Below are 18,730 nucleotides of genomic sequence, written 5' to 3'. Positions count from 1 at the left end.
AACAGGCCCCTACCGGAGCGCACAGGAAAAGCTGGGCAGACCAGCGGATCCCACCTGCCCGCACCAAACCCAGCCACCGAAATTACCCCCGGCCACCATCAGGAAGGCCGATCCACGGATTGAGGCTAATGTTCTCCTCATGGGGGCTATGGCATCGCGGGAGTCGTTCTTCGAGGCGGGCCTCGACGTGCTGTCCGACAGCGGGTACGGAGGTCTGAAGCTCGCGGCGGTGTGTCACCGGCTCGGTGTCACCACGGGCTCGTTCTATCACTACTTCTCAAACTGGCCCGCGTTCACACAGCAACTCGTTGCGCACTGGCATGAGGGCATGACGCTGGAGATCGTCGAGGCCGTCCGGCCCGAGACCGACCCACGCCGCCGCATCGACCGGCTGATGGAAGCCGGCCTGACGCTGCCGCACGGCGCCGAAGCCGCCATCCGGGTGTGGAGTGCGGTGGCTCCGCAGGTGCGCGCGGTGCAGGAGGCCGTCGACCGGCAGCGCTTCGACGTGATGTACGACGCCGCGATGGAGATCCTGCACCAGCCGCGACAGGCGGAGTTGTTCGCCGCCTGGGCGGTGTATGTGCTGGTCGGGTACGAGCAAGCCACGCTGCCCCCGGATGTTACCGGGCTGGGCTGGATCGTCGGCCAGCTGAGCGAGGCGCTGGACTCCGGCCAGTTCTCCTCGGTGCCCGAACGTGAGTGAGACCGCCGCCGGCTCCGAGGTCGACGAGGTGCCGGTCGAGCACGTCGTCGCGATGCTGCGGGAGCGTCTCTACGGCGCGATCTCCTGCCTGGCGACGCTGGTCGTGCTGACGCGCTACACCGAGGACGACACCAGCGGGTGGGCCCGGATGCTCGACGTCGGGATCACGATGGGCGGGCTGTGGGCGGCCAGCCTGCTTGCCGACTGGGTCGCGCACATGAGCGTGCACGGGCAAAACCCGCGGGGCGTGCAGTTGTGGCGGATGCTGCAGGCGTCCGGACAGATCCTGCAGGCCGCGCTGCTTCCGCTGCTCGCCCTGGGTACCGCGGCGATCAACCTGTTGGACACCGACACCGCGATGTGGATCGCCAAGTGGATCCTGGTCGGCGAGCTGGGATTGATTGCGCTGCTGGGCGTCCGGCGGGCCCGGCTGCGCCTGTGGCAGCAGATCCTGACGGTGCTGGCGCTCACCGGCATCGGCCTGCTGGTGATCGGCATCAAGGTTCTCGCGCACTGATGGCCGCGGCGCTGCGTGACCGCGTCGCGCGGCGAATCGCCCAGCGCGATCCCGAAAACGACGCGCTGCGCCGGGCGCTGCGGGCGGCGGTGGTGGTGCCGGTGGCCGCCGGCCTGAGTTTCGTCGTCGCCGGCGACAACGCGCAGACCCCGCTGTTCACCATCTTCGGTTCCATCGCGCTGCTGGTGTTCTCCGATTTCCCGGGCAACCGGCAGAACCGGGCCGTGGCCTACGCCGGGCTGGGCTTCAACGGGTTCGTGCTGATCACTCTCGGCACGCTGGTCGCACCGCATCCGTGGCTATCGGTGGCCGCGATGTTCGCGGTCGGGGTGGCGGTCACGTTCTCCGGGGTGCTGAGCGAGACCATCGCGGCGGGGCAGCGGGCCACGCTGCTGACGTTCGTGCTGCCCGCGTGCACACCGCCGGGCCCGATCGGTGACCGTTTGCTCGGGTGGGCCATCGCGCTGGCGGTGTGCGTGCCGGCGGCGCTGTTCCTGTTCCCCCCGCGGCATCACGGTCAACTGCGGCGCCGGGCCGCGCGCGTGTGCAGCACCCTGGCCGACCGCATCGACGGTTCCGCGTCGGCCGACGACGTCGCGCGGGCGATGGACGCTCTGCGCCGGACCTTCCTCGGCGCCGACTTCCGGCCGGTCGGCCTGACGGCGGGCAGCCGCGCCCTGGTCCGCGTCGTCGACGACCTCGAGTGGGTGGCCGACCGCGTCGGGCAGAGCACCGGGGTCACGCTGCGCGACCGGGACGCGGTGGTCCACGTGCTGCGGTGCGCCGCCGCGGTGTTGCGGATCGCCCGACCGGCCGACCGGGACCGGGCCCGCGCCGACTTGGACGCCGCACTGACCACGCTGCGCACCGTGGCGCGCGGCCGCTGGCGGGAGGACCTGGACGCGATCCTGAGCGCGCCCGACGACGAGCAGGCCATCGAGATGGGCCGGAAACTGTTGCGCCGGCGCACCATCGCGGCCACGATCGGCGCCACCGGACGCATCATCGCCGCGGCGGCCGCCGCCGACGCCCGCCCGGTGTGGGCCCGCGCGCTGGGACGGCGGCTCCCACCCACCGGCGCCTCGGACCGGCTGCTTTCCGAGACCGTGGCCGCCGCGCAGATCACGTCGGGCTTCCTGGAGAACCGGTCGGTGGTGGTGCGCAACAGCCTGCGCACCGGGCTCGGCCTGGCCCTGGCGGTGGCGGTCACCCACGTGTTCCCCGTCGAGCACGGTTTCTGGGTGGTGCTGGGCGCGCTGTCGGTGCTGCGCAGCAGCGCGCTGACCACCGGCACGCGGGTGTGGCGCGCGGTGTTCGGCACCGGCATCGGCTTCCTGCTGGGCGCTGCGCTGATCAGCCTGGTCGGCGTCGAGCCGGTGGTGTTGTGGATGCTGTTGCCGCTGGTCGTGTTCGGGTCGGCGTACGTGCCCGAGATCGCGTCGTTCACCGCGGCGCAGGCTGCGTTCACGATGATGGTGCTGATCTCGTTCAACCTGATCGTGCCGACCGGGTGGCAGGTCGGGCTGATCCGGGTCGAGGACGTCGTCGTGGGAGCCCTTGTCGGCGTGGCGGTGTCACTGCTGATGTGGCCGCGGGGCGCCACCGCGTCGGTGACCAGGGCCATCGACTCCGCCCGCGCGGTGTTCGCCGGCTATCTGCGGGCGACGGTCCTGCGGATCACCCGCGGCGCGTTCGAGGAACGCACCGACGAGGTCGCGACGCTGGGCCACAACGCCCTCGACGCATCGAGGGTCATCGACGACGCTGTGCGACACTACCTTTCGGAAAGCAGCGGGGAGACCGACTTCCGGGCGCCGATCGTGCGGTCCTTCAACCGGGCGATCCGGCTGCGCGGGGCCGCCGACCTGGTCGCCGACATCCCGACTCCCCCGCCGCTGGGCGCGTATCCGAAGGTGCGGGCGGTGCTGGAGGAGCACACCGAGGCGATCTGCGCGCGGGTCGCCGGACGTGACGCGGACCGGCCGCAGGCGCCGATCAGCGACGACTTCGTGCGGGCCCTGCGCGCGGAAGCCCGCGATGACGACCTCGGGGTGTCCGCGGCGCTGCCGCTGTTGACCGCGGCCGCCGCGTTGGGCGAGCTGGAACTCCTCTACCCCCAGCAGGCCCACGCCCAGTGAGGTCAGTCCAGCGGACGGTGCGGCATCAACGCGTCCGGCGGGATCACGCCGAACTTGCCGGCCTGGAAGTCCTCGACCGCCTGGATCAGCTCGGACTTGGAGTTCATCACGAACGGCCCGTACTGGAACACCGGCTCGCCAATCGGCTTGCCGCCCAACAACAGGACCTCCATCGCGGGACGGTGCGAGTCCTGCGCGCCGTCGGCGGCCACGGTGATGCGGTCGCCTGGCCCGAGCACCGCGAGCTGACCCTGCTGGATCGGATGCGCGACGGGCCCGACCGAGCCGCGCCCGGATAGCACGTACACCAGTGCGTTGAAGTCCCGGTTCCACGGCAGGCTCAGCCGCGCGCCGGGCTCGATCGTGGTGTGCGCCAAGGTGATCGGCGTGTGCGTCGCACCGGGGCCGCCCCGGCCGTCGATCTCACCGGCGATGACGCGCACCAGCGCCCCACCGTCGTCGGACGACAGCAGCGCCACCTGGTTGCCCTCGATGGCCTGGTACCGCGGATCGGCGAACTTGTCCTTCTTCGGCAGGTTCACCCACAGCTGGATGCCGTGGAACAGGCCGCCGCTCTCGACGAGTTCGGCCGGCGGAGTCTCGATGTGCAGGATGCCCGAGCCGGCCGTCATCCACTGGGTGGCGCCGTCGGTGATCAAGCCGCCGCCACCGTGGCTGTCCTGGTGGGCGAAGCGGCCGTCGATCATGTAGGTGACGGTCTCGAACCCGCGGTGCGGATGCCAGTCGGTGCCGCGCGGTTCGCCCGGCTCGTAGTCGACCTCGCCCATCTGGTCCATGTGGACGAACGGGTCGAGGTCGCGGGGGCTGACGCCGGCGAACGCGCGGACGACGGGAAAGCCCTCGCCCTCGTAGCCGCGGGGGCCGGTGGTGACCGTGCGGACGGGGCGCTCGGTGTCGGCCGGTCCGGCGCCCGCGATGCGGGGAAGGGTGAGCGTGTCGGCGGTGATGGCAGGCATGCCCGAATCAACCGGACCAGAGTCCGATTCATTCCCGGGCGGACCGAGCCGACCCGGGCGCACACTGGGACCCGTGACCACTCCGCAGGTCGGTGAGCGCAAGCTGGTGAACTTCGCGTCGCTGGTCGATGAGAAGGCGCTCGCGCAGGCTGAGTAGACCGCGGCGTTGCCGTTCGTCCACCCGCACGTGGCGCTGATGCCCGACGCCCACTTCGGCAAGGGTTCAGCGGTGGGCACCGTGATCCCGACCATCGACGCGGTGATCCCGGCCGCGGTCGGCGTGGACATCGGCTGCGGCATGATCGCCGCGCGCACGGTCTACACGGCCGCCGATTTCAAGAACCGCGACCTGCGGCTGCTGCGCCGATCCCTTGAGGCGGCGATCCCGCTGTCCCCGGGCAACTACAACGCCACGACCAACCGGTACCCGTTCACCGAGCAGCGGATCGAGGAGCTGCGTTCGCGGGCCGGCGTCGAGGGGGTGAACCTGTCACACTCCCCGAAGTGGCCCCAGCAGCTCGGTTCGCTGGGCGGCGGCAACCACTTCATCGAGCTCTGCCTCGACGAGCAGTCGCGGGTCTGGATGTTCCTGCACTCGGGGTCGCGCGGCGTCGGCAACAAAATCGCACAGCACCACATCAAGCAGGCTCAGCATCTGTGCAGGCACGTCGACCTACCCCACGTCGATCTGGCGTATCTGACCCACGGCACCCCGCAGTTCGACGACTATCTGCGTGACTTGCACTGGGCGCAGCGGTTCGCGCTGGACAACCGCGCCGAGATGATGGACCGGTTCCGGCAGGCGCTGGCGCGCTGGATGGGGCTGGCCGTCGAGGACGCCGCCGAGATCGAGGTCGAACGCGTCAACACGCACCACAACTACACGCAGCTGGAGAACCACGGCGGCCGGGAGGTGTGGCTGACCCGTAAGGGCGCGATCGATGCCCACGAGGGTGTCCGCGGGATCATCCCCGGCAGCATGGGCACCCGCTCCTACCTCGTGCGCGGCAAGGGCAACCGCGCCGGCCTCTGCTCGGCGCCGCACGGCGCGGGCCGGCGCTTCTCGCGCGGCGAAGCGCGCCGACGGTTCACCGCCGCCGACCTGGCCGCCCGGATGACGGGTATCGAATACCGCCACGGCGAACAGTGGGTGGACGAGATCCCGGACGCGTACAAGGACATCGACCAGGTGATGCACGACGCCGCCGAACTGGTCGAGGTCGAGCACACACTTCGCCAGGTGCTGAATGTGAAGGGCACCTGAGCGCGGGTATCCCCGTCCCCACGGAAGGAGATACCGGTGACCGAACCGAACGAAGACGCGACCTGGCAGGTCGTCGTCGGCACACAGCACGACCCGGGCAATCCCGCGAACGGAGCCGAGGAGAGCGTTCTCGTCCAAGGGGCCGAGGACGAAGCCCGGCGGGTGTACGCGGACGCGACCGCGCAGGCGGCCGACCGCGGCTATTCCTCTGTGAAGCTGCGCCGCGGCGGCACCGATGTCGAAGCGTGGCCGCAGGCCACCGGGTGGACGGTCTAACTCAGCACGGCCAGCGCGGCGGCGCGGGCCTCGGCCGCAGTGGCGGTGCCGAGCACCGCGTCGGCCGCGTCGCGGCACTGCTGCAGGGTGACCTGCGCGAGTTTGGCTCCGACGCCCTGCACCGCGGCGGCCGCGGCGGACAGCGACGTGACGCCGAAGCCGGTGAGCACACACGCCAGCAGCGGATCGGCGGCCGCCTCACCGCACACCCCGACCGGCTTGCCTGCGGTGTCGCCCGCCTTGACCGTCATCGCGACCAGCGCGAGCACCGCGGGCTGCCACGGGTCGGTGAGCGTCGCCAGATCGGCCGACATCCGGTCGGCGGCCATCGTGTACTGGGCAAGGTCGTTGGTGCCGATGGACAGGAAGTCGACGTGCTCAAGGATCCGCTCGGCCAGCAGCGCCGCGGCGGGCACCTCGATCATCACCCCGGGGGTCAGCCCGTGTGAACGAGCTTTGGCCGCAAAGTCTTTGGCCTCCTCGGCGGTCGCGATCATCGGGGCCATGACCCACGGCGGGTTGCCGGTGCGCTGCCCGGCGGCGGCGATCGCCTCGAGCTGGCGGTCGAGCAGCCCGGGGTTGTTGGCGGCGATGCGGATGCCGCGCACGCCGAGTGCGGGGTTGGCCTCGTCGGGATGGCCGGCGAACTTGAGCGGCTTGTCCGAACCGGCGTCGAGGGTGCGGATCACGACCTTGTTGCCGGCGAACGCCTCGAGCACCTCGGCGTAGATGCTCGCCTGCTCGTCGACGGTGGGTTCGGTGTCGGTGTTCAGGAAGCACAGTTCGGTGCGGAACAGGCCGATGCCCTCGGCGGGGGTCTGGCGCGCGGACCGCGCGGCGGCGCCGTCCTGGACGTTGGCCAGCACCGCGACGGCGTGCCCGTCGGCGGTGGCGCCGGGGCCGGACCAGTCGGCCGCCGCGTCGGCGGCGCGTTTGGCCTCGGCGACCGCCTCGCGGGCCGACGCCTCATCCGGTGAGACGGTGACGGTACCGGTGGTGCCGTCGACGAGCACCATCGTTCCGGCGGGGACGTCGTCGAGTCCGGCCACGGCGACGACGCACGGGATGCCGAGCTGGCGCGCGATGATCGCGGTGTGGCTGGTCGGTCCGCCGAGGGTGGTGGCCAGTGCGACGACGAGCGCTGGGTCGAGCCCGGCGGTGTCGGCCGGCGCCAGGTCCTCGGCGCACAGGATCGACGGCTCATCCGGCAGCGGGACGCCGGGCTCGGGCAGCCCCTGGAGTTGGGCGATCACGCGGTCGCGGATGTCACGCAGGTCGGTGACGCGCTCGGCCATCAACCCGCCGAGTTTGGTGAACATGTCGACGAACTGGTCGATGGCGCCGTCGACCGCGCGCACCGCGGGCGCGCCCGCTGTGATGCGCTTCTCGGCCGCGCCCAGCCAGCCCCGGTCCTGGGCCAGTGTCGCGGTGGCGGCGAGCACCTCCGACGCCGCACCGGTGGCGTGGGCGGCCCGCTCACGCAGCCGGCCGGCCACGGTGGCCGCGGCGGCGGTGAAGCGTTCGACCTCCGCGGGCCGCTGATCCTCGGGCAACGCGGCGGCGTCGCCGGCACCAGCCGGGATGTCGGGCAGGGTGCCGGGGCGGATCACCGGCGCGTATTGGACACCGGCGACGACGGGCACCCCGTGCAGGACGGTGCCGGCCTGTGAGCTGAGTGAGGGCGACGCGGTCATGTGAACCAGATTACAGAAATCTGTTGACAAGTCAACACGTTCAGGAGTAAAACCAAACATAACAACATTCGGTTGGTGGGATTCCCACACTTACGGAGGCTGATGTACCCCGAGGAACGGCAGCAGGCGATCGCCTCGCTGGTGATGTCGAAGGGGCGGGCGTCGGTGACCGAACTGGCGCACGCCTACGACGTCACCACCGAGACCGTCCGCCGCGACCTCGCCGTCCTCGACAAGGCGGGCATCGTGCGGCGTGTGCACGGCGGCGCGGTGCCCGTCCGCGCGCTGCATCTGGTCGAGCCCGGCGTCGGGGAACGCGACGTCACCCGCGCCGAGCACAAGGACGCCATCGCCGCGGCCGCCGCGGAGTTCTTCCCGCTCAGCGGCGCCAGCGTGCTGCTCGACGCCGGTACCACCACGATGCGGATCGCCGCCCAGATCCCCACCGACCGCGAGCTCGTGGTGGTCACCAACTCGGTGCCGATCGCGGCCCGGCTGGCCACTGTGCCGTCGGTGTCGCTGCAGCTGCTCGGTGGCCGGGTGCGCGGGGTCACCCAGGCCGCCGTCGGTGAGCAGGCGCTGCGCGTGCTGGACACCCTGCGGGCGGACATCGCGTTCATCGGTACCAACGCCCTGAGCGTGCGGCACGGCCTGTCCACCCCCGACAGCGACGAGGCCGCCGTCAAGCGGGCCATGGTGCGGGCCGCGAATTACGTCGTGGTGGCCGCGGATTCGTCGAAGGTCGGGCGTGAGGACCTCGTCAGCTTCGCCCCGATCTCCAGTGTGGACACCCTCATCACCGACCCCGAGATCTCCGCCGCCGACACCGCCGAACTGGGCGAGCACGGCGTCGAGGTCATCTGCGCAGGAGGCCGCCCGTGATCGTCACCGTCACCGCCAACCCCAGCATCGACCGCACGGTCACACTGCCGTCACCACTGACCCGCGGCGCGGTGCACCGCGTCACCTCGGTGACCAATCAGGCCGGCGGCAAGGGGGTCAATGTCGCCAAGGTGCTGACGATGGCCGGCGTGGACGCCGTCGCGGTGCTGCCGGCCGCCGCCAACGATCCGCTGCTGAACGCGCTGCAGGACGCCGCGGTGCCGTACCGCATCGTCACCGCCGCCGAACCCGCGCGCACCAACCTGACTGTCACCGAACCCGACGGCACCACCACCAAGATCAACGAGCCCGGAGCCGCACTCGACGATGCGGCGCTGCAATCGCTCACCGACGCGGTGCTCGACGCTGCGGTCGGCGCCGACTGGGTGGTGATGTCGGGATCGCTGCCGCCGGGCGTCCCGGCGTCCTGGTACGGCGACGTCGTCGCGCTGCTGTCGGCGCGGGAGTGCCGGGTGGCCGTCGACACCTCCGACGCGCCGCTGGCCGCGCTGGTCGACGCACTCGCCCGAGGCGCCCCCGACCTGATCAAGCCGAACGCCGAGGAACTCGCCGGCGTGCTCGGGCTGTCGTCGCAGGTTTTGGAAGACGCGGTGGCCCATGGCGATCCGGAGCCGGTGGTGTCCGCCGCCCGGCAGCTGATCGACCGAGGTATCGGCGCGGTGCTGGCCACCCTCGGCGCGGCCGGGGCCGTGCTGGTCGATCGCAACGGGGCGTGGATGGCCACCCCGCCGCCCATCGTGCCGCGCAGCACCGTCGGTGCCGGCGATTCGTCGCTGGCCGGATACGTGCGCGCCGAGGTCGGTGGCGCGGTGCCACCCCAGCGGCTGCAGATGGCCGTCGCGTACGGCAGCGCCGCGGCCGCACTGCCCGGCACCACACTGCCCTCCCCCGCCCAGATCGACCTGAATGCCGTTCAGGTGTCACCGATCTCGCCCATTCCCGCCACCCAGTAGCGACAAGAGGACGAAGGTAATGCCATGACCACCTCCACCACCCCGATCATCACGCGTGACCTTGTGCTGCTCGACGTCTCGGTCGACGGGGACAAGCAGGCTGTCATCGCCCGACTGGTCGCCGCGCTCGCGTCCGCCGGGCGCACCGACGACGCCGACGGACTGGTCGGCGCGGCGATGACGCGCGAGGGCCAGTCGGCCACCGGCCTGCCCGGCGGCATCGCGATCCCGCACTGCCGGTCGCCGTACGTCGACACCCCGACCATCGGGTTCGCCCGGCTGCGGCCCGGCGTGGACTTCGGCGCGCCGGACGGACCCGCCGACCTGGTGTTCCTGATCGCCGCACCGGAGTCAGGCGGGCAGGAGCACATGAAGCTGCTGTCGAGTCTGGCACGGGCATTGGTGCGCAAGGACTTCGTGGCCTCGCTGCGAGAGGCGACCTCGGCCGACGAGGTGGTCGGGCTCGTCGACGGGGTGGTCAACCCGGCGCCCGCCCCGGCTGCGACGCCCGCAGCGGCATCTTCTCCGGCTTCTCCGACGCCCGCCGCCCCAGCGACTCCGGTCGAGACGCCGGCCGCCAAGACCGTCGTCGCGATCACCGCGTGCCCGACCGGCATCGCGCACACCTACATGGCCGCCGACGCGCTGGCCGCCGCGGCCAAGGAGGCCGGGGTGAACCTGGTGGTCGAGACGCAGGGCTCGTCGGGCAGCACCCCGCTTCCGTCGGACACCATCGCCAAGGCCGACGCGGTCATCTTCGCCACCGACGTCGGGGTCAAGGACCGCGGCCGCTTCGCCGGCAAGCCGGTGGTGGCCTCCGGGGTGAAGCGCGCGATCAACGAGCCGGCCAAGATGATCGCCGAAGCGGTTGCCGCAGCCGATAATCCGAACGCCGCGCGGGTTGAGGGGTCCGGCGCGGCGGCGGCGGCGGCGCCGTCGGGGAACGTCGGCTGGGGCACCCGCACCCGGCAGATCCTGCTGACCGGCGTGAGCTACATGATCCCGTTCGTCGCCGCCGGCGGCCTGCTGATCGCGCTGGGCTTCCTGTTCGCCGGGTACGAGATCGCCGACACCGGCAACGACATCGCGCTGAACAACTCGCTGACGAACCTGCCGCCGGGCGGGTTCCTGGAGTACCTGGGCGCGATCCTGTTCACCTTGGGCGGGCTGGCGTTCAGCTTCCTGGTGCCGGCGCTGGCCGGCTACATCGCGTTCGCGATCGCCGACCGGCCCGGTATCGCCCCCGGCTTCACCGCCGGCGCGCTGGCGGTGTTCATCGGCGGCGGCTTCATCGGCGGCATCGTCGGTGGTGTGCTGGCCGGCTTCGCGGCGCTGTGGATCAGCAATCGCAAGGTGCCGCAATGGTTCCGGGGCCTGATGCCGGTCGTGATCGTGCCGCTGGGTGCGTCGCTGTTCGTCGGGCTGATCATGTTCTTCCTGGTGGGCCGCCCGCTGGCGCTGATCAACACCGGCCTGACCAATTGGCTGTCCGGGCTATCCGGCACGTCGGCGGTGTTCCTGGGCATCATCCTGGGCCTGATGATGTGTTTCGACCTGGGCGGCCCGGTGAACAAGGCCGCGTATGCGTTCGCCACCGCCGGGCTGGCCGCCCAGACCACCGCGTCGTTCGAGATCATGGCCGCGGTGATGGCCGCCGGCATGGTGCCGCCGCTGGCGATGGCGCTGGCCACCACCATCCGGCCGCAGCTGTTCAGTGAGCCGGAGCGGGAGAACGGCCGGGCCGCATGGCTTCTCGGTGCGTCGTTCATCTCCGAGGGCGCCATCCCGTTCGCCGCGGCCGACCCGCTGCGGGTGATCCCGTCGATGATGTTCGGCGGCGCCATCACCGGCGCGCTGTGCATGGCGTTCGGCGCCACCTCGCGGGCCCCGCACGGCGGCATCTTCGTGCTGTTCGCCATCGACAACAAGCTCGGGTTCCTCATCGCGCTGGTGGCGGGCACCGTCGCCGCCGCGCTGGCCGTGATCGCCGCCAAGCAGTTCATCAAGGCCGGTGACAAGGCCGAACCCGAACTCGTCACCGCCTGACCGGTTTCCACCCCACACCCATCAAAAGGAGAATCCATGCCCACCAAGACCGTCATCGTCGGATCGGCCATCGGCCTGCACGCCCGGCCCGCCGCGATCATCGCCGAGGCCGTGGTCGAGGCCGGGGTGCCCGTCACGCTGTCGATGGACGGCGGTGAGCCTGTGGACGCCGGCTCGGCGCTGATGATCATGACGCTCGGCGCCAGCAACGGCGCCGAGGTCACCGTGTCGTCCGACGACGAGGCCGCGCTGAACAAGGTCGCCGAGCTGGTCCAGCAAGACCTCGACGCGTAGCGCCCAATCCCGCCGAAATCGCATTCCACGCGGCTGAAGCGGTCCAACGACCTCAACAGACGCGATCTCGGCGCCAAGAAAGCGGAATGACCCCCGTCCCGGCGCCCTTAGCATTGCCGATGTGCATTCAACACGTAGCCCGAGGCCAGTTTCTCGGGTTGCGCGACGATGGGCGGCGAGTTTGCTGCCAGATCGCCGGCACAGCGTGTGCCGGTCAGGTGAGGCGGGGGGTGACATCGCGTGCGGCGTATTGGTGCGCTGATCGCCGCGCTGTCGCTGGTACTGCTGACAGCCCCGCCCGCAGGTGCGATCGAGCCGCCGATCATCGATCCGGCGGCGATTCCTCCCGACGAAACCGGCCCTGACCAGCCGATGGAGCAGCGCCGCATCTGTGCGGCGCCGACCGTGTTCCCCAATTCGAATTTCGCCGACCGGCCCTGGGCCAACGATTACCTGCGGCTGCCCGAGGCGCAGAAGTTCGCAACCGGGGCGGGGATAACTGTGGCCGTCATCGACACGGGCGTGAACGGTTCGCCGCGGGTGCCGGCCGAACCCGGTGGTGACTTCGTCGATCAGAGCGGCAACGGCATGTCGGACTGCGACGCGCACGGCACGCTGACGGCGGCGGTGATCGCCGGCCGGCCGGCACCGACCGACGCGTTCATCGGCGTCGCCCCTGACGCGCGCATCCTGTCGCTGCGGCAGACCTCGGACAGTTTCTCCCCGGTGGGCGCCCGCAACGACCCCAACGATCCCAACGCGACCCAGACCGCCGGCTCACTGCGCAGCCTGGCGCGGGCGATCGTGCATGCGGCCAACATGGGCGCCCACGTCATCAACATCAGCGAGGCCGCCTGCTACAAGATCACCCGCCCCATCAACGAAGCCATCGTCGGGGCGGCGATCAACTACGCCGTCAACGTCAAGGGGTCGGTGATCGTGGTCGCCGCGGGCAACACCGGCAACGACTGCACCCAGAACCCGCCCCCCGACGCCGCGGTACCGGCCGATCCGCGCGGCTGGCGGGAAGTGCAGACCATCGTGTCGCCGGCCTGGTACTCGCCGCTGGTGCTCACCGTCGGCAGCATCGCCCCGAACGGTCAGCCCAGCGGGTTCTCGATGCAGGGACCTTGGGTGGGGGCCGCGGCGCCCGGCGAGAACCTCATCGCACTCGGGTACGACGGCAACCCCGTCAACGCGTTACAGGGCGAGGACGGACCCATCCCGATCAGCGGCACCTCCTTCTCGGCCGCCTACGTGTCCGGGTTGGCGGCGCTGATCAGGCAGCGCTTTCCGGAGTTGACGCCCGCCCAGGTCATCAACCGGATCACCGCCACCGCCCGACATCCGGGTGGCGGGGTCAACAACGTCGTCGGCGCCGGGGTGATCGATCCGGTGGCTGCACTGACCTGGGAGGTGCCGCCCGGACCGGCCGAGGTCCCCTACAACATCAAGGAGATTCCGCCGCCGGTGTACGTGCCGCCGCCGGATCGCAGCCCGATCACCGGGGTTGTGGTGGTCGGCGTCGGGGTGGCGGCGCTGCTCGGTATCGGAGCGTTGGCGCGGCGCGCGTTGAGGCGCCGATGAACAAGATCCTGTCCCTGTTCGGCCTGCGGTTCAGCGCTGGACATGCGCTGTGGGCGGCGGTGCTGATCCCGGCGTGCCTGCTGATTTTCGCCCAGCTGGACCTGATGTGGCTCGGCATCACGCTGTCGGTGCTGATCGGTCTGGCCGCGGTGGTGACGATCCGCGGCCGCCGCCCCGGCGGCTGGGTGGCTGCGCTGTTCGCGTGGCGGCGACGGCACAAGCAGGCGCCGCCGCAACCCTCCGAGCCCGCCGTGGGCGCGACCGTGATCCCCGGCGACCACGTCGCGCTGCGCTGGCAGGGCGACTACATGGTGTCGGTGATCGAGCTGATCCCCCGGCCGTTCACCCCGACGGTGATCGTCAACGGTGCGGCCGCCACCGACGACGTCGTCGACACCAAGCTGGTCGAAGAGCTGCTCGGCGCATACTGCCCGGACCTGGAGGCCGACATCGTTTCCGCGGGATACCGCGTCGGCAAGACCGCCCCGGCCGCGCTGGTCGCGCTCTACGAGCAGGTCGTCGGCCCCTACCCCGCTCCGGCGAGCCGCCGCACCTGGATCGTGCTGCGCGCCGATCCGGACAAGACGCGCAAATCGGCGTTGCGGCGAAACGACGGGGTGGCCGGCCTGGCGCAGTATCTGGTGTCGTCCACCACCCGGATCGCCGACCATCTGGCCGGCACGGGTGTCGACGCCCGGCCCGCGCGCAGTTTCGACGACTTCGACCGCGCCACCGAGATCAGCTACGAACGCGAGACGTGGTCGATGGTGAAGGGCCGCAGCACCTTCACCGCCGCCTATCACGCCCCGGGCGGCCCGGACGTGTGGTGGTCGGCGCGGGCCGATCACACCCTGACCCGAGTGCGGATCGCGCCGGGTTCGGCGCCGACCACGACCGTGTTGTTGACGACGCTGGCGAATCCGACCACCCCGCGCGGCTTTTCGTGTCTGTACGGCGGCCAGCGGGCAGCGCTACTGGGTGAGAACCCGGTGACCGACCGGCATTACGAGTTGCCGATCGGGTCCGCCGGGGTGCTCGTGGGAGAGACAGCGGACCGTTATCCGGTGTACATGCCTTTCGACGACGTGGACGTCAGCGTGAACCTGGGTAACGCCCGGTTGTTCACCCAGTTCGTGGTGAGGTCGGCGGCGGCCGGCGCGGTCGTCACCCTGCAGCCGCAGTTCCAAGAGTTCGCCGCGATCGTCGACGCCAGGATCGGGCAGGTCGCGAAAGTCGTGTGGCCGACCGCGACGACGTATCTTCGGCCGCATCCCGGAGTCGGCCGAGTCATGCTGCGGGACAACTTCATCGCCACTCCACGCCACAAGCAGCTGCCGATCCGGCTGATCAATCCGCGCGAGGAGAGCCGCTACCAGATGGTTCTGGAGCCATGACCGGGCATTCGCGGCATCGGGAGGACGCGTAATGGCCGACGAACTGAAGGTCGATCCCGACGATCTCGACAGCAAGGCCACCATGATCGACGGAATCCCGTGGGGTGAGGATCCCACAGCGGTCACGGTCGTCGAACCGGACAAACTCACCCCGACAACGGCATCGGTACGGAACCTGATCAAAAACGCCGAGGCGCTCAACGCCGAGCAGCAGTGGGGCAAGACCGAAAGCCGAAGACTCGCTGAGACGTTGCGATTGGTGGGCCAGGCATACCGGGCCGTCGACGCCGCGTCAGCGGGCAACATCGACAGCACGATTCCGGGCGGCACGTCGTCACCGCCGGGTGCGCCGGTGCCGATCGGAGCCAACGCAACACCCGCGCCACCGCCACCCCCGCCGATGGCCGGCTTCGACAACGTCGCCACCGATGGCGACATCCTGGACCCCATCGAGACCGACAACAAGCTGCTGGAGGGCGACCAGGCCGCCGCGCTGCGGGCCGCAGCCGGCCAGTGGAGCGCCAACGCCGCCCGGCTGGCCGAAGCCTCACTCCCGTTCGAGATCAGGATCCAGAACTGGGAAGGTGTCGCCGCCGAAGCTGCGTATGTGAAGTTCAAGTCGTTCGGAGGCTGGCTGCAAGCCCTGGCGGGCAAGTGGACTCAGCTGGCGGCCGAGGCCGAGAAGCTGGCGCTCGCCCACGACCAGGCCAAGGCTGCCAATGCGCCGATCAGGGCTCAGTACGAGGCGTTGCAGACCCAGCTGATGACCACACCGATGGATGGAGGCGCCCGACGCGCTGTTCAGCTGCAGATGGAGCAGCTGTACCAGGAGTCCGAGGCGATCCGCGAAACCTACGCCAGGGCCGGCCAACCCACGCCGGTGCAGCCGCCGCAACCGCGTCCCGACGCGGTGGCACCCACGGCACCGGTGACGCGCAACGGCGATCCCCGGCAACGGGGTGTCCCGGCGCAGACCGAGCCCGAGGAGCGGCGCGGCACCGGTGGCGGTGGCGGACAGTCGTCGTCGGGCGCCGGTGGGCAGCAGCCGGGAGGTCAACCGCAGACGCCGCAGGGGGCGCCGGTGTCACCGATGTCGGCAGCCGAGCAGGCAGCACCGCAGGCCGGACAGGGCTCGCCGCAAGGGGGTTCGCAAGGTGGATCGCCCGGCGGGTCACCGGGTGGCGGGTCGCCGGGTGGCTCTCCGGGCGGCGGGTCGCCGGGCGGCTCTCCGGGAGGCGGGTCGCCGGGTGTCGGGAAGGGCGAACCGAAATTGCCGATCGATCCGAGTTTGCGGCCCGCGGCGGCCGGAGGCGGTGGCTCAGGGGGCGGAGGCGCAGGCGGCGGTGGTGGCGGAATCCCCGCCATGCCGATGCAACCCGCGGTCGGCGCGGAGACGGTGGCACCGACGCCGGTCTTGCCGGCGGCTGCAGGCCCGGGGGCGACCGGCGGCTCCGGCGGTGCGGCTGCCGGAGCAATGGGTGGCGGCGGCATGGCTCCGATGATGGGCGGTGCACACGGCAGCGGAAGCGGTGAGAAGAAACGCAATCCGCAGCTGTCGCCCGACGAGCCGCTCTATGTCGAGGACCGGCCCCACACCGAGCAGGTCATCGGTGTTCGGCCGCGGCGACGCGGCGCCGGCGAGGACAAGAAGGGGGACACGCAGTGACCGACGACATGCACCCGGAAGTGGCTGCGGTGCTACGGCAAGCACGGCGACTGCAATCGTTGATGGACGAGCAGCTCGACAAGATGGCGACCTCATCGTTCACCGCGACTGACGAACACGACACCGTCGAGGTGACGCTCAACGGGCATCAGTGGCTCAAGGACGTCTACATCCAAGACGGCCTGCTGCGTCTGGGCGCCGAAGAAGTCGAGCATCGGGTGAACGAGGCTCTGCACAGGGCGAGTGAACAAGCATCGGCGTCGATCGACGCCGACCGTGAGCGGATCGACGCAGTGGTCGCCGAGATCACGGCGGAGATTCCGGAAATGGAATAGCCGTGTCCGTGACCATCTCTGTTGTGCGGTCTTCGGAGCCGGACCGGTTGACCGGTGCGGCTCAAGCGATGCGGCAGTCGATAGCCGACGTCGACGCCATGATTCAAGGCCAGCACGGACTGTTGCAGGCCTTGAGTGAAAGTTGGTCTGGCGACGCCGGGTTGGCGGCGCTTGATCGCGGCCGGTCGATTGTGGCTGCCCATCAAGCCCTGCGGGACCGCTTGGACACGACGCAGCAGGTCATGTCGCGCGGCGGCAGTGTGCTCTCCGAACTTCGCGAACAAGTCCTGACCGCGGTTGTCCAGGTTGCCAAGTTCGGCGGTGTGCTCAGTGATGACGGGCGTGTCACATCTTTGGGTATCGGCCGGTTTATGTCGCTGGACGTGGCCACCGCCTACTCGGCGGTCCTGAGGAATCTGCTGGCGACGTTCACGGCTGCCGACACGGCCACCGCCGCTGCGCTCTGCGGCGAACGCACCGGCATGCACATGCGGGTGGAAGACTTCCCCGGGACCTGGCAAACGCCCACTGTTCTCGACGTCATTCGGCGCGACAATGAGAGCGCCGCATTCATGGAGATTTTCGGGCGGAAGCCGACGTCGGCGGTCGATTGGCAGACCGCGGCCGCCCTCGACCCGCACAGCTACGCGACCAGGTACAGCGGAAAGCCGCCGAGCATTGTGGTGGGAAGGATCGAACCTGTTCCCGGCCAAGGGTTTATCAAGGCCGGCCTTTTCATACCCCGCGATCAGGTATTCAACATCCCCCGTAACGATCTGGGTGACAACCGCGGGTTCGATCCAGATTTCGCGCCGGGGGACACGCGTGTGAGTCTGTATGTCGATTACGAGAACGGGTTGGTCATCGCGCGGCAGAACCCATCCGCGGATGTCGCAGGCAACGTGGCGGTGTTGCTACCTGAGGTGAAGGTTCAGCAGACCCCGGGAGGCGCTGTCAGGATCCAGTACGAGGCCAAGAACGCTTTTGCCCCGCCGCGAGCGGAGTCGTCAGGGCATGTCGTCCGAGGCGATGTCGTCATCACCCCGGGAGCTGGCGGCCGGCCTGCCGCCGTCGACGGCATCATCGGGGACTACCCGTCGCTGGAGATTTACCAGAGCATGCCCGACGGCTCGTCTCACACTCTCGCGCAGGACGCCGCGGACAGCGGCAACGCTTTCGGGCCGCTGACGGAGCTGCCGTTCTTCCATCGAATCGGCGAGGGCTCAGCAGCTTTCGCGCCATACGCTTCACCGGTGCCAGGAGCGTTCCGAGATCCCATCGACATCGTCCCGGGCGTTCGCGAATGGGTCGATCCGAACATGCCGACAGACCTGGGACCGACCGACCAGGTCCCGAACGTCGTCGTGGTGCGTTAGGGGCGATCGATGACTGCAGACTTCGGCACTCCGGTGCCGCAACACACACAGACCTACTTCTGGGTGGCAGCCACCCTCGGCGTTCCGCTCCTTTTAGCAGCATCATTACTGCGCACGCTGGTCGTTGTGATGGTGCTGGGCCACTTTGAATTTTCGGACTTGGGTGCCCAGGCAATCGCGGTCGGCACCACCCTCGCTGCTCTGGGGATCTGCTTCGTTGTCCTGCGGCTTGCGGTGTCGCCCTGGATGCGCGGGACATCGGTCGCGGTAGCTGTCGCCGGCGTCTTCGTCTTTGCCGCTGCGGTGATGATGCTATGAAAGGCACCCCTGGACTGAGCCAACTCTTCGGCCCCGCAAGCTTAGTCGGTGTCATCTTAGGGACCCTGTGCCTGGTTTTGCTTCTGTTTGGGGTGTTCGGGCTTGTCGCAGGTTTTGTCGGTCTACTGGTCGTGGGGCTTCCGCTCACGCTGGCCTTAACCTCGATCCGTGGACTTGAGTGATTGATGTGTCTGCCATGGCTGGTTGTCGTTTGGTGGGCTTGTGAGCGTGACGTAACCGCTGGTCTGCCCAGCTTTTCCCTGTGCGCTCCGGTAGGGGCCTATTC

At 69.9% G+C, this 18,730-nt stretch carries 16 protein-coding genes and 1 pseudogene; 15 read left to right on the top strand and 2 right to left on the bottom strand.

All coding sequences use genetic code 11. From position 1 onward, the window contains the following. Window positions 1-139: 139 nt before the first annotated feature. The 3 genes from ACXMYJ_RS26550 to ACXMYJ_RS26540 are packed head-to-tail and all read left to right on the top strand — an operon-like array spanning window position 140 to window position 3,361. Window positions 140-706 carry a TetR/AcrR family transcriptional regulator gene (locus tag ACXMYJ_RS26550; RefSeq protein WP_460359287.1) on the top strand — a complete coding sequence of 189 codons (567 nt, stop codon included), beginning with the start codon at window positions 140-142 and terminating at the stop codon, window positions 704-706. A 52-nt stretch (window positions 707-758) separates the two neighbouring features. Then, window positions 759-1,223 carry a hypothetical protein gene (locus ACXMYJ_RS26545; protein ID WP_260757883.1) on the top strand — a complete coding sequence of 155 codons (465 nt, stop codon included), beginning with the start codon at window positions 759-761 and terminating at the stop codon, window positions 1,221-1,223. Continuing rightward, window positions 1,223-3,361, top strand: coding sequence for an FUSC family protein (locus ACXMYJ_RS26540; RefSeq protein ID WP_260756239.1), 2,139 nt, complete (start codon window positions 1,223-1,225; stop codon window positions 3,359-3,361). The genes ACXMYJ_RS26545 and ACXMYJ_RS26540 overlap by 1 nt, the downstream gene beginning before the upstream one ends. A 2-nt stretch (window positions 3,362-3,363) precedes the next feature. Here the strand turns inward: ACXMYJ_RS26540 and ACXMYJ_RS26535 are convergent, their stop codons facing one another. After that, window positions 3,364-4,338: a pirin family protein gene (locus tag ACXMYJ_RS26535; RefSeq protein ID WP_260756238.1), complete on the bottom strand. Its 975-nt coding sequence runs from the start codon at window positions 4,336-4,338 to the stop codon at window positions 3,364-3,366. A gap of 73 nt (window positions 4,339-4,411) precedes the next feature. Here ACXMYJ_RS26535 and ACXMYJ_RS26530 point away from each other — a divergent pair. Beyond that, window positions 4,412-5,602 (top strand): annotated as a pseudogene (locus tag ACXMYJ_RS26530) (RtcB family protein). A gap of 36 nt (window positions 5,603-5,638) precedes the next feature. Then, window positions 5,639-5,878 carry a hypothetical protein gene (locus tag ACXMYJ_RS26525; RefSeq protein ID WP_260756237.1) on the top strand — a complete coding sequence of 80 codons (240 nt, stop codon included), beginning with the start codon at window positions 5,639-5,641 and terminating at the stop codon, window positions 5,876-5,878. On the opposite strand, the gene ptsP is transcribed toward ACXMYJ_RS26525, so the two are convergent. After that, complete coding sequence (gene ptsP, locus ACXMYJ_RS26520; RefSeq protein ID WP_260756236.1) at window positions 5,875-7,632, bottom strand: phosphoenolpyruvate--protein phosphotransferase; 1,758 nt, start codon at window positions 7,630-7,632, stop codon at window positions 5,875-5,877. The genes ACXMYJ_RS26525 and ptsP overlap by 4 nt on opposite strands. Window positions 7,633-7,674: 42 nt before the next feature. Between ptsP and ACXMYJ_RS26515 the strand changes: the two genes are divergently transcribed. The 10 genes from ACXMYJ_RS26515 to ACXMYJ_RS26470 all read left to right on the top strand — a co-directional run bounded on the left by ACXMYJ_RS26515 (window position 7,675) and on the right by ACXMYJ_RS26470 (window position 18,444). Beyond that, window positions 7,675-8,454 carry a DeoR/GlpR family DNA-binding transcription regulator gene (locus ACXMYJ_RS26515; RefSeq protein WP_260756235.1) on the top strand — a complete coding sequence of 260 codons (780 nt, stop codon included), beginning with the start codon at window positions 7,675-7,677 and terminating at the stop codon, window positions 8,452-8,454. Then, complete coding sequence (gene pfkB, locus ACXMYJ_RS26510; RefSeq protein ID WP_260756234.1) at window positions 8,451-9,428, top strand: 1-phosphofructokinase; 978 nt, start codon at window positions 8,451-8,453, stop codon at window positions 9,426-9,428. Before ACXMYJ_RS26515 ends, pfkB begins: the two co-directional genes overlap by 4 nt. A 24-nt stretch (window positions 9,429-9,452) precedes the next feature. Beyond that, window positions 9,453-11,474 (top strand): PTS fructose transporter subunit IIABC, encoded by a 2,022-nt coding sequence (locus tag ACXMYJ_RS26505; RefSeq protein ID WP_460359286.1) that lies wholly within the window; start codon window positions 9,453-9,455, stop codon window positions 11,472-11,474. Between the two features lie 36 nt (window positions 11,475-11,510). After that, window positions 11,511-11,768 carry an HPr family phosphocarrier protein gene (locus tag ACXMYJ_RS26500; RefSeq protein WP_260756232.1) on the top strand — a complete coding sequence of 86 codons (258 nt, stop codon included), beginning with the start codon at window positions 11,511-11,513 and terminating at the stop codon, window positions 11,766-11,768. 240 nt (window positions 11,769-12,008) lie between these two features. Beyond that, window positions 12,009-13,355, top strand: coding sequence for a type VII secretion-associated serine protease mycosin (mycP, locus tag ACXMYJ_RS26495; RefSeq protein WP_443187983.1), 1,347 nt, complete (start codon window positions 12,009-12,011; stop codon window positions 13,353-13,355). Continuing rightward, entirely contained in the window at window positions 13,352-14,749 is a 1,398-nt protein-coding gene (gene eccE / locus ACXMYJ_RS26490; RefSeq protein ID WP_313901363.1) for a type VII secretion protein EccE, read from the top strand. The genes mycP and eccE overlap by 4 nt, the downstream gene beginning before the upstream one ends. A 31-nt stretch (window positions 14,750-14,780) precedes the next feature. Continuing rightward, window positions 14,781-16,415 (top strand): PPE domain-containing protein, encoded by a 1,635-nt coding sequence (locus ACXMYJ_RS26485; protein WP_260756230.1) that lies wholly within the window; start codon window positions 14,781-14,783, stop codon window positions 16,413-16,415. Next, window positions 16,412-16,750 (top strand): YbaB/EbfC family nucleoid-associated protein, encoded by a 339-nt coding sequence (locus tag ACXMYJ_RS26480; protein ID WP_313901362.1) that lies wholly within the window; start codon window positions 16,412-16,414, stop codon window positions 16,748-16,750. Before ACXMYJ_RS26485 ends, ACXMYJ_RS26480 begins: the two co-directional genes overlap by 4 nt. A gap of 2 nt (window positions 16,751-16,752) precedes the next feature. After that, window positions 16,753-18,126, top strand: a complete 1,374-nt coding sequence (locus ACXMYJ_RS26475; protein ID WP_460359285.1) for a WXG100 family type VII secretion target — start codon at window positions 16,753-16,755, stop codon at window positions 18,124-18,126. A gap of 9 nt (window positions 18,127-18,135) precedes the next feature. Beyond that, the gene (locus ACXMYJ_RS26470; RefSeq protein ID WP_460359284.1) at window positions 18,136-18,444 is read left to right on the top strand and encodes a hypothetical protein; all 309 of its coding nucleotides are present in this window, start codon (window positions 18,136-18,138) and stop codon (window positions 18,442-18,444) included. Window positions 18,445-18,730 lie beyond the last annotated feature (286 nt).

It is taken from the genome of Mycobacterium sp. ZZG (genome assembly GCF_054786995.1).
The sequence above is the reverse complement of the archived record's forward strand: the minus strand, read 5'-3'. Positions and strand labels throughout refer to the sequence as shown.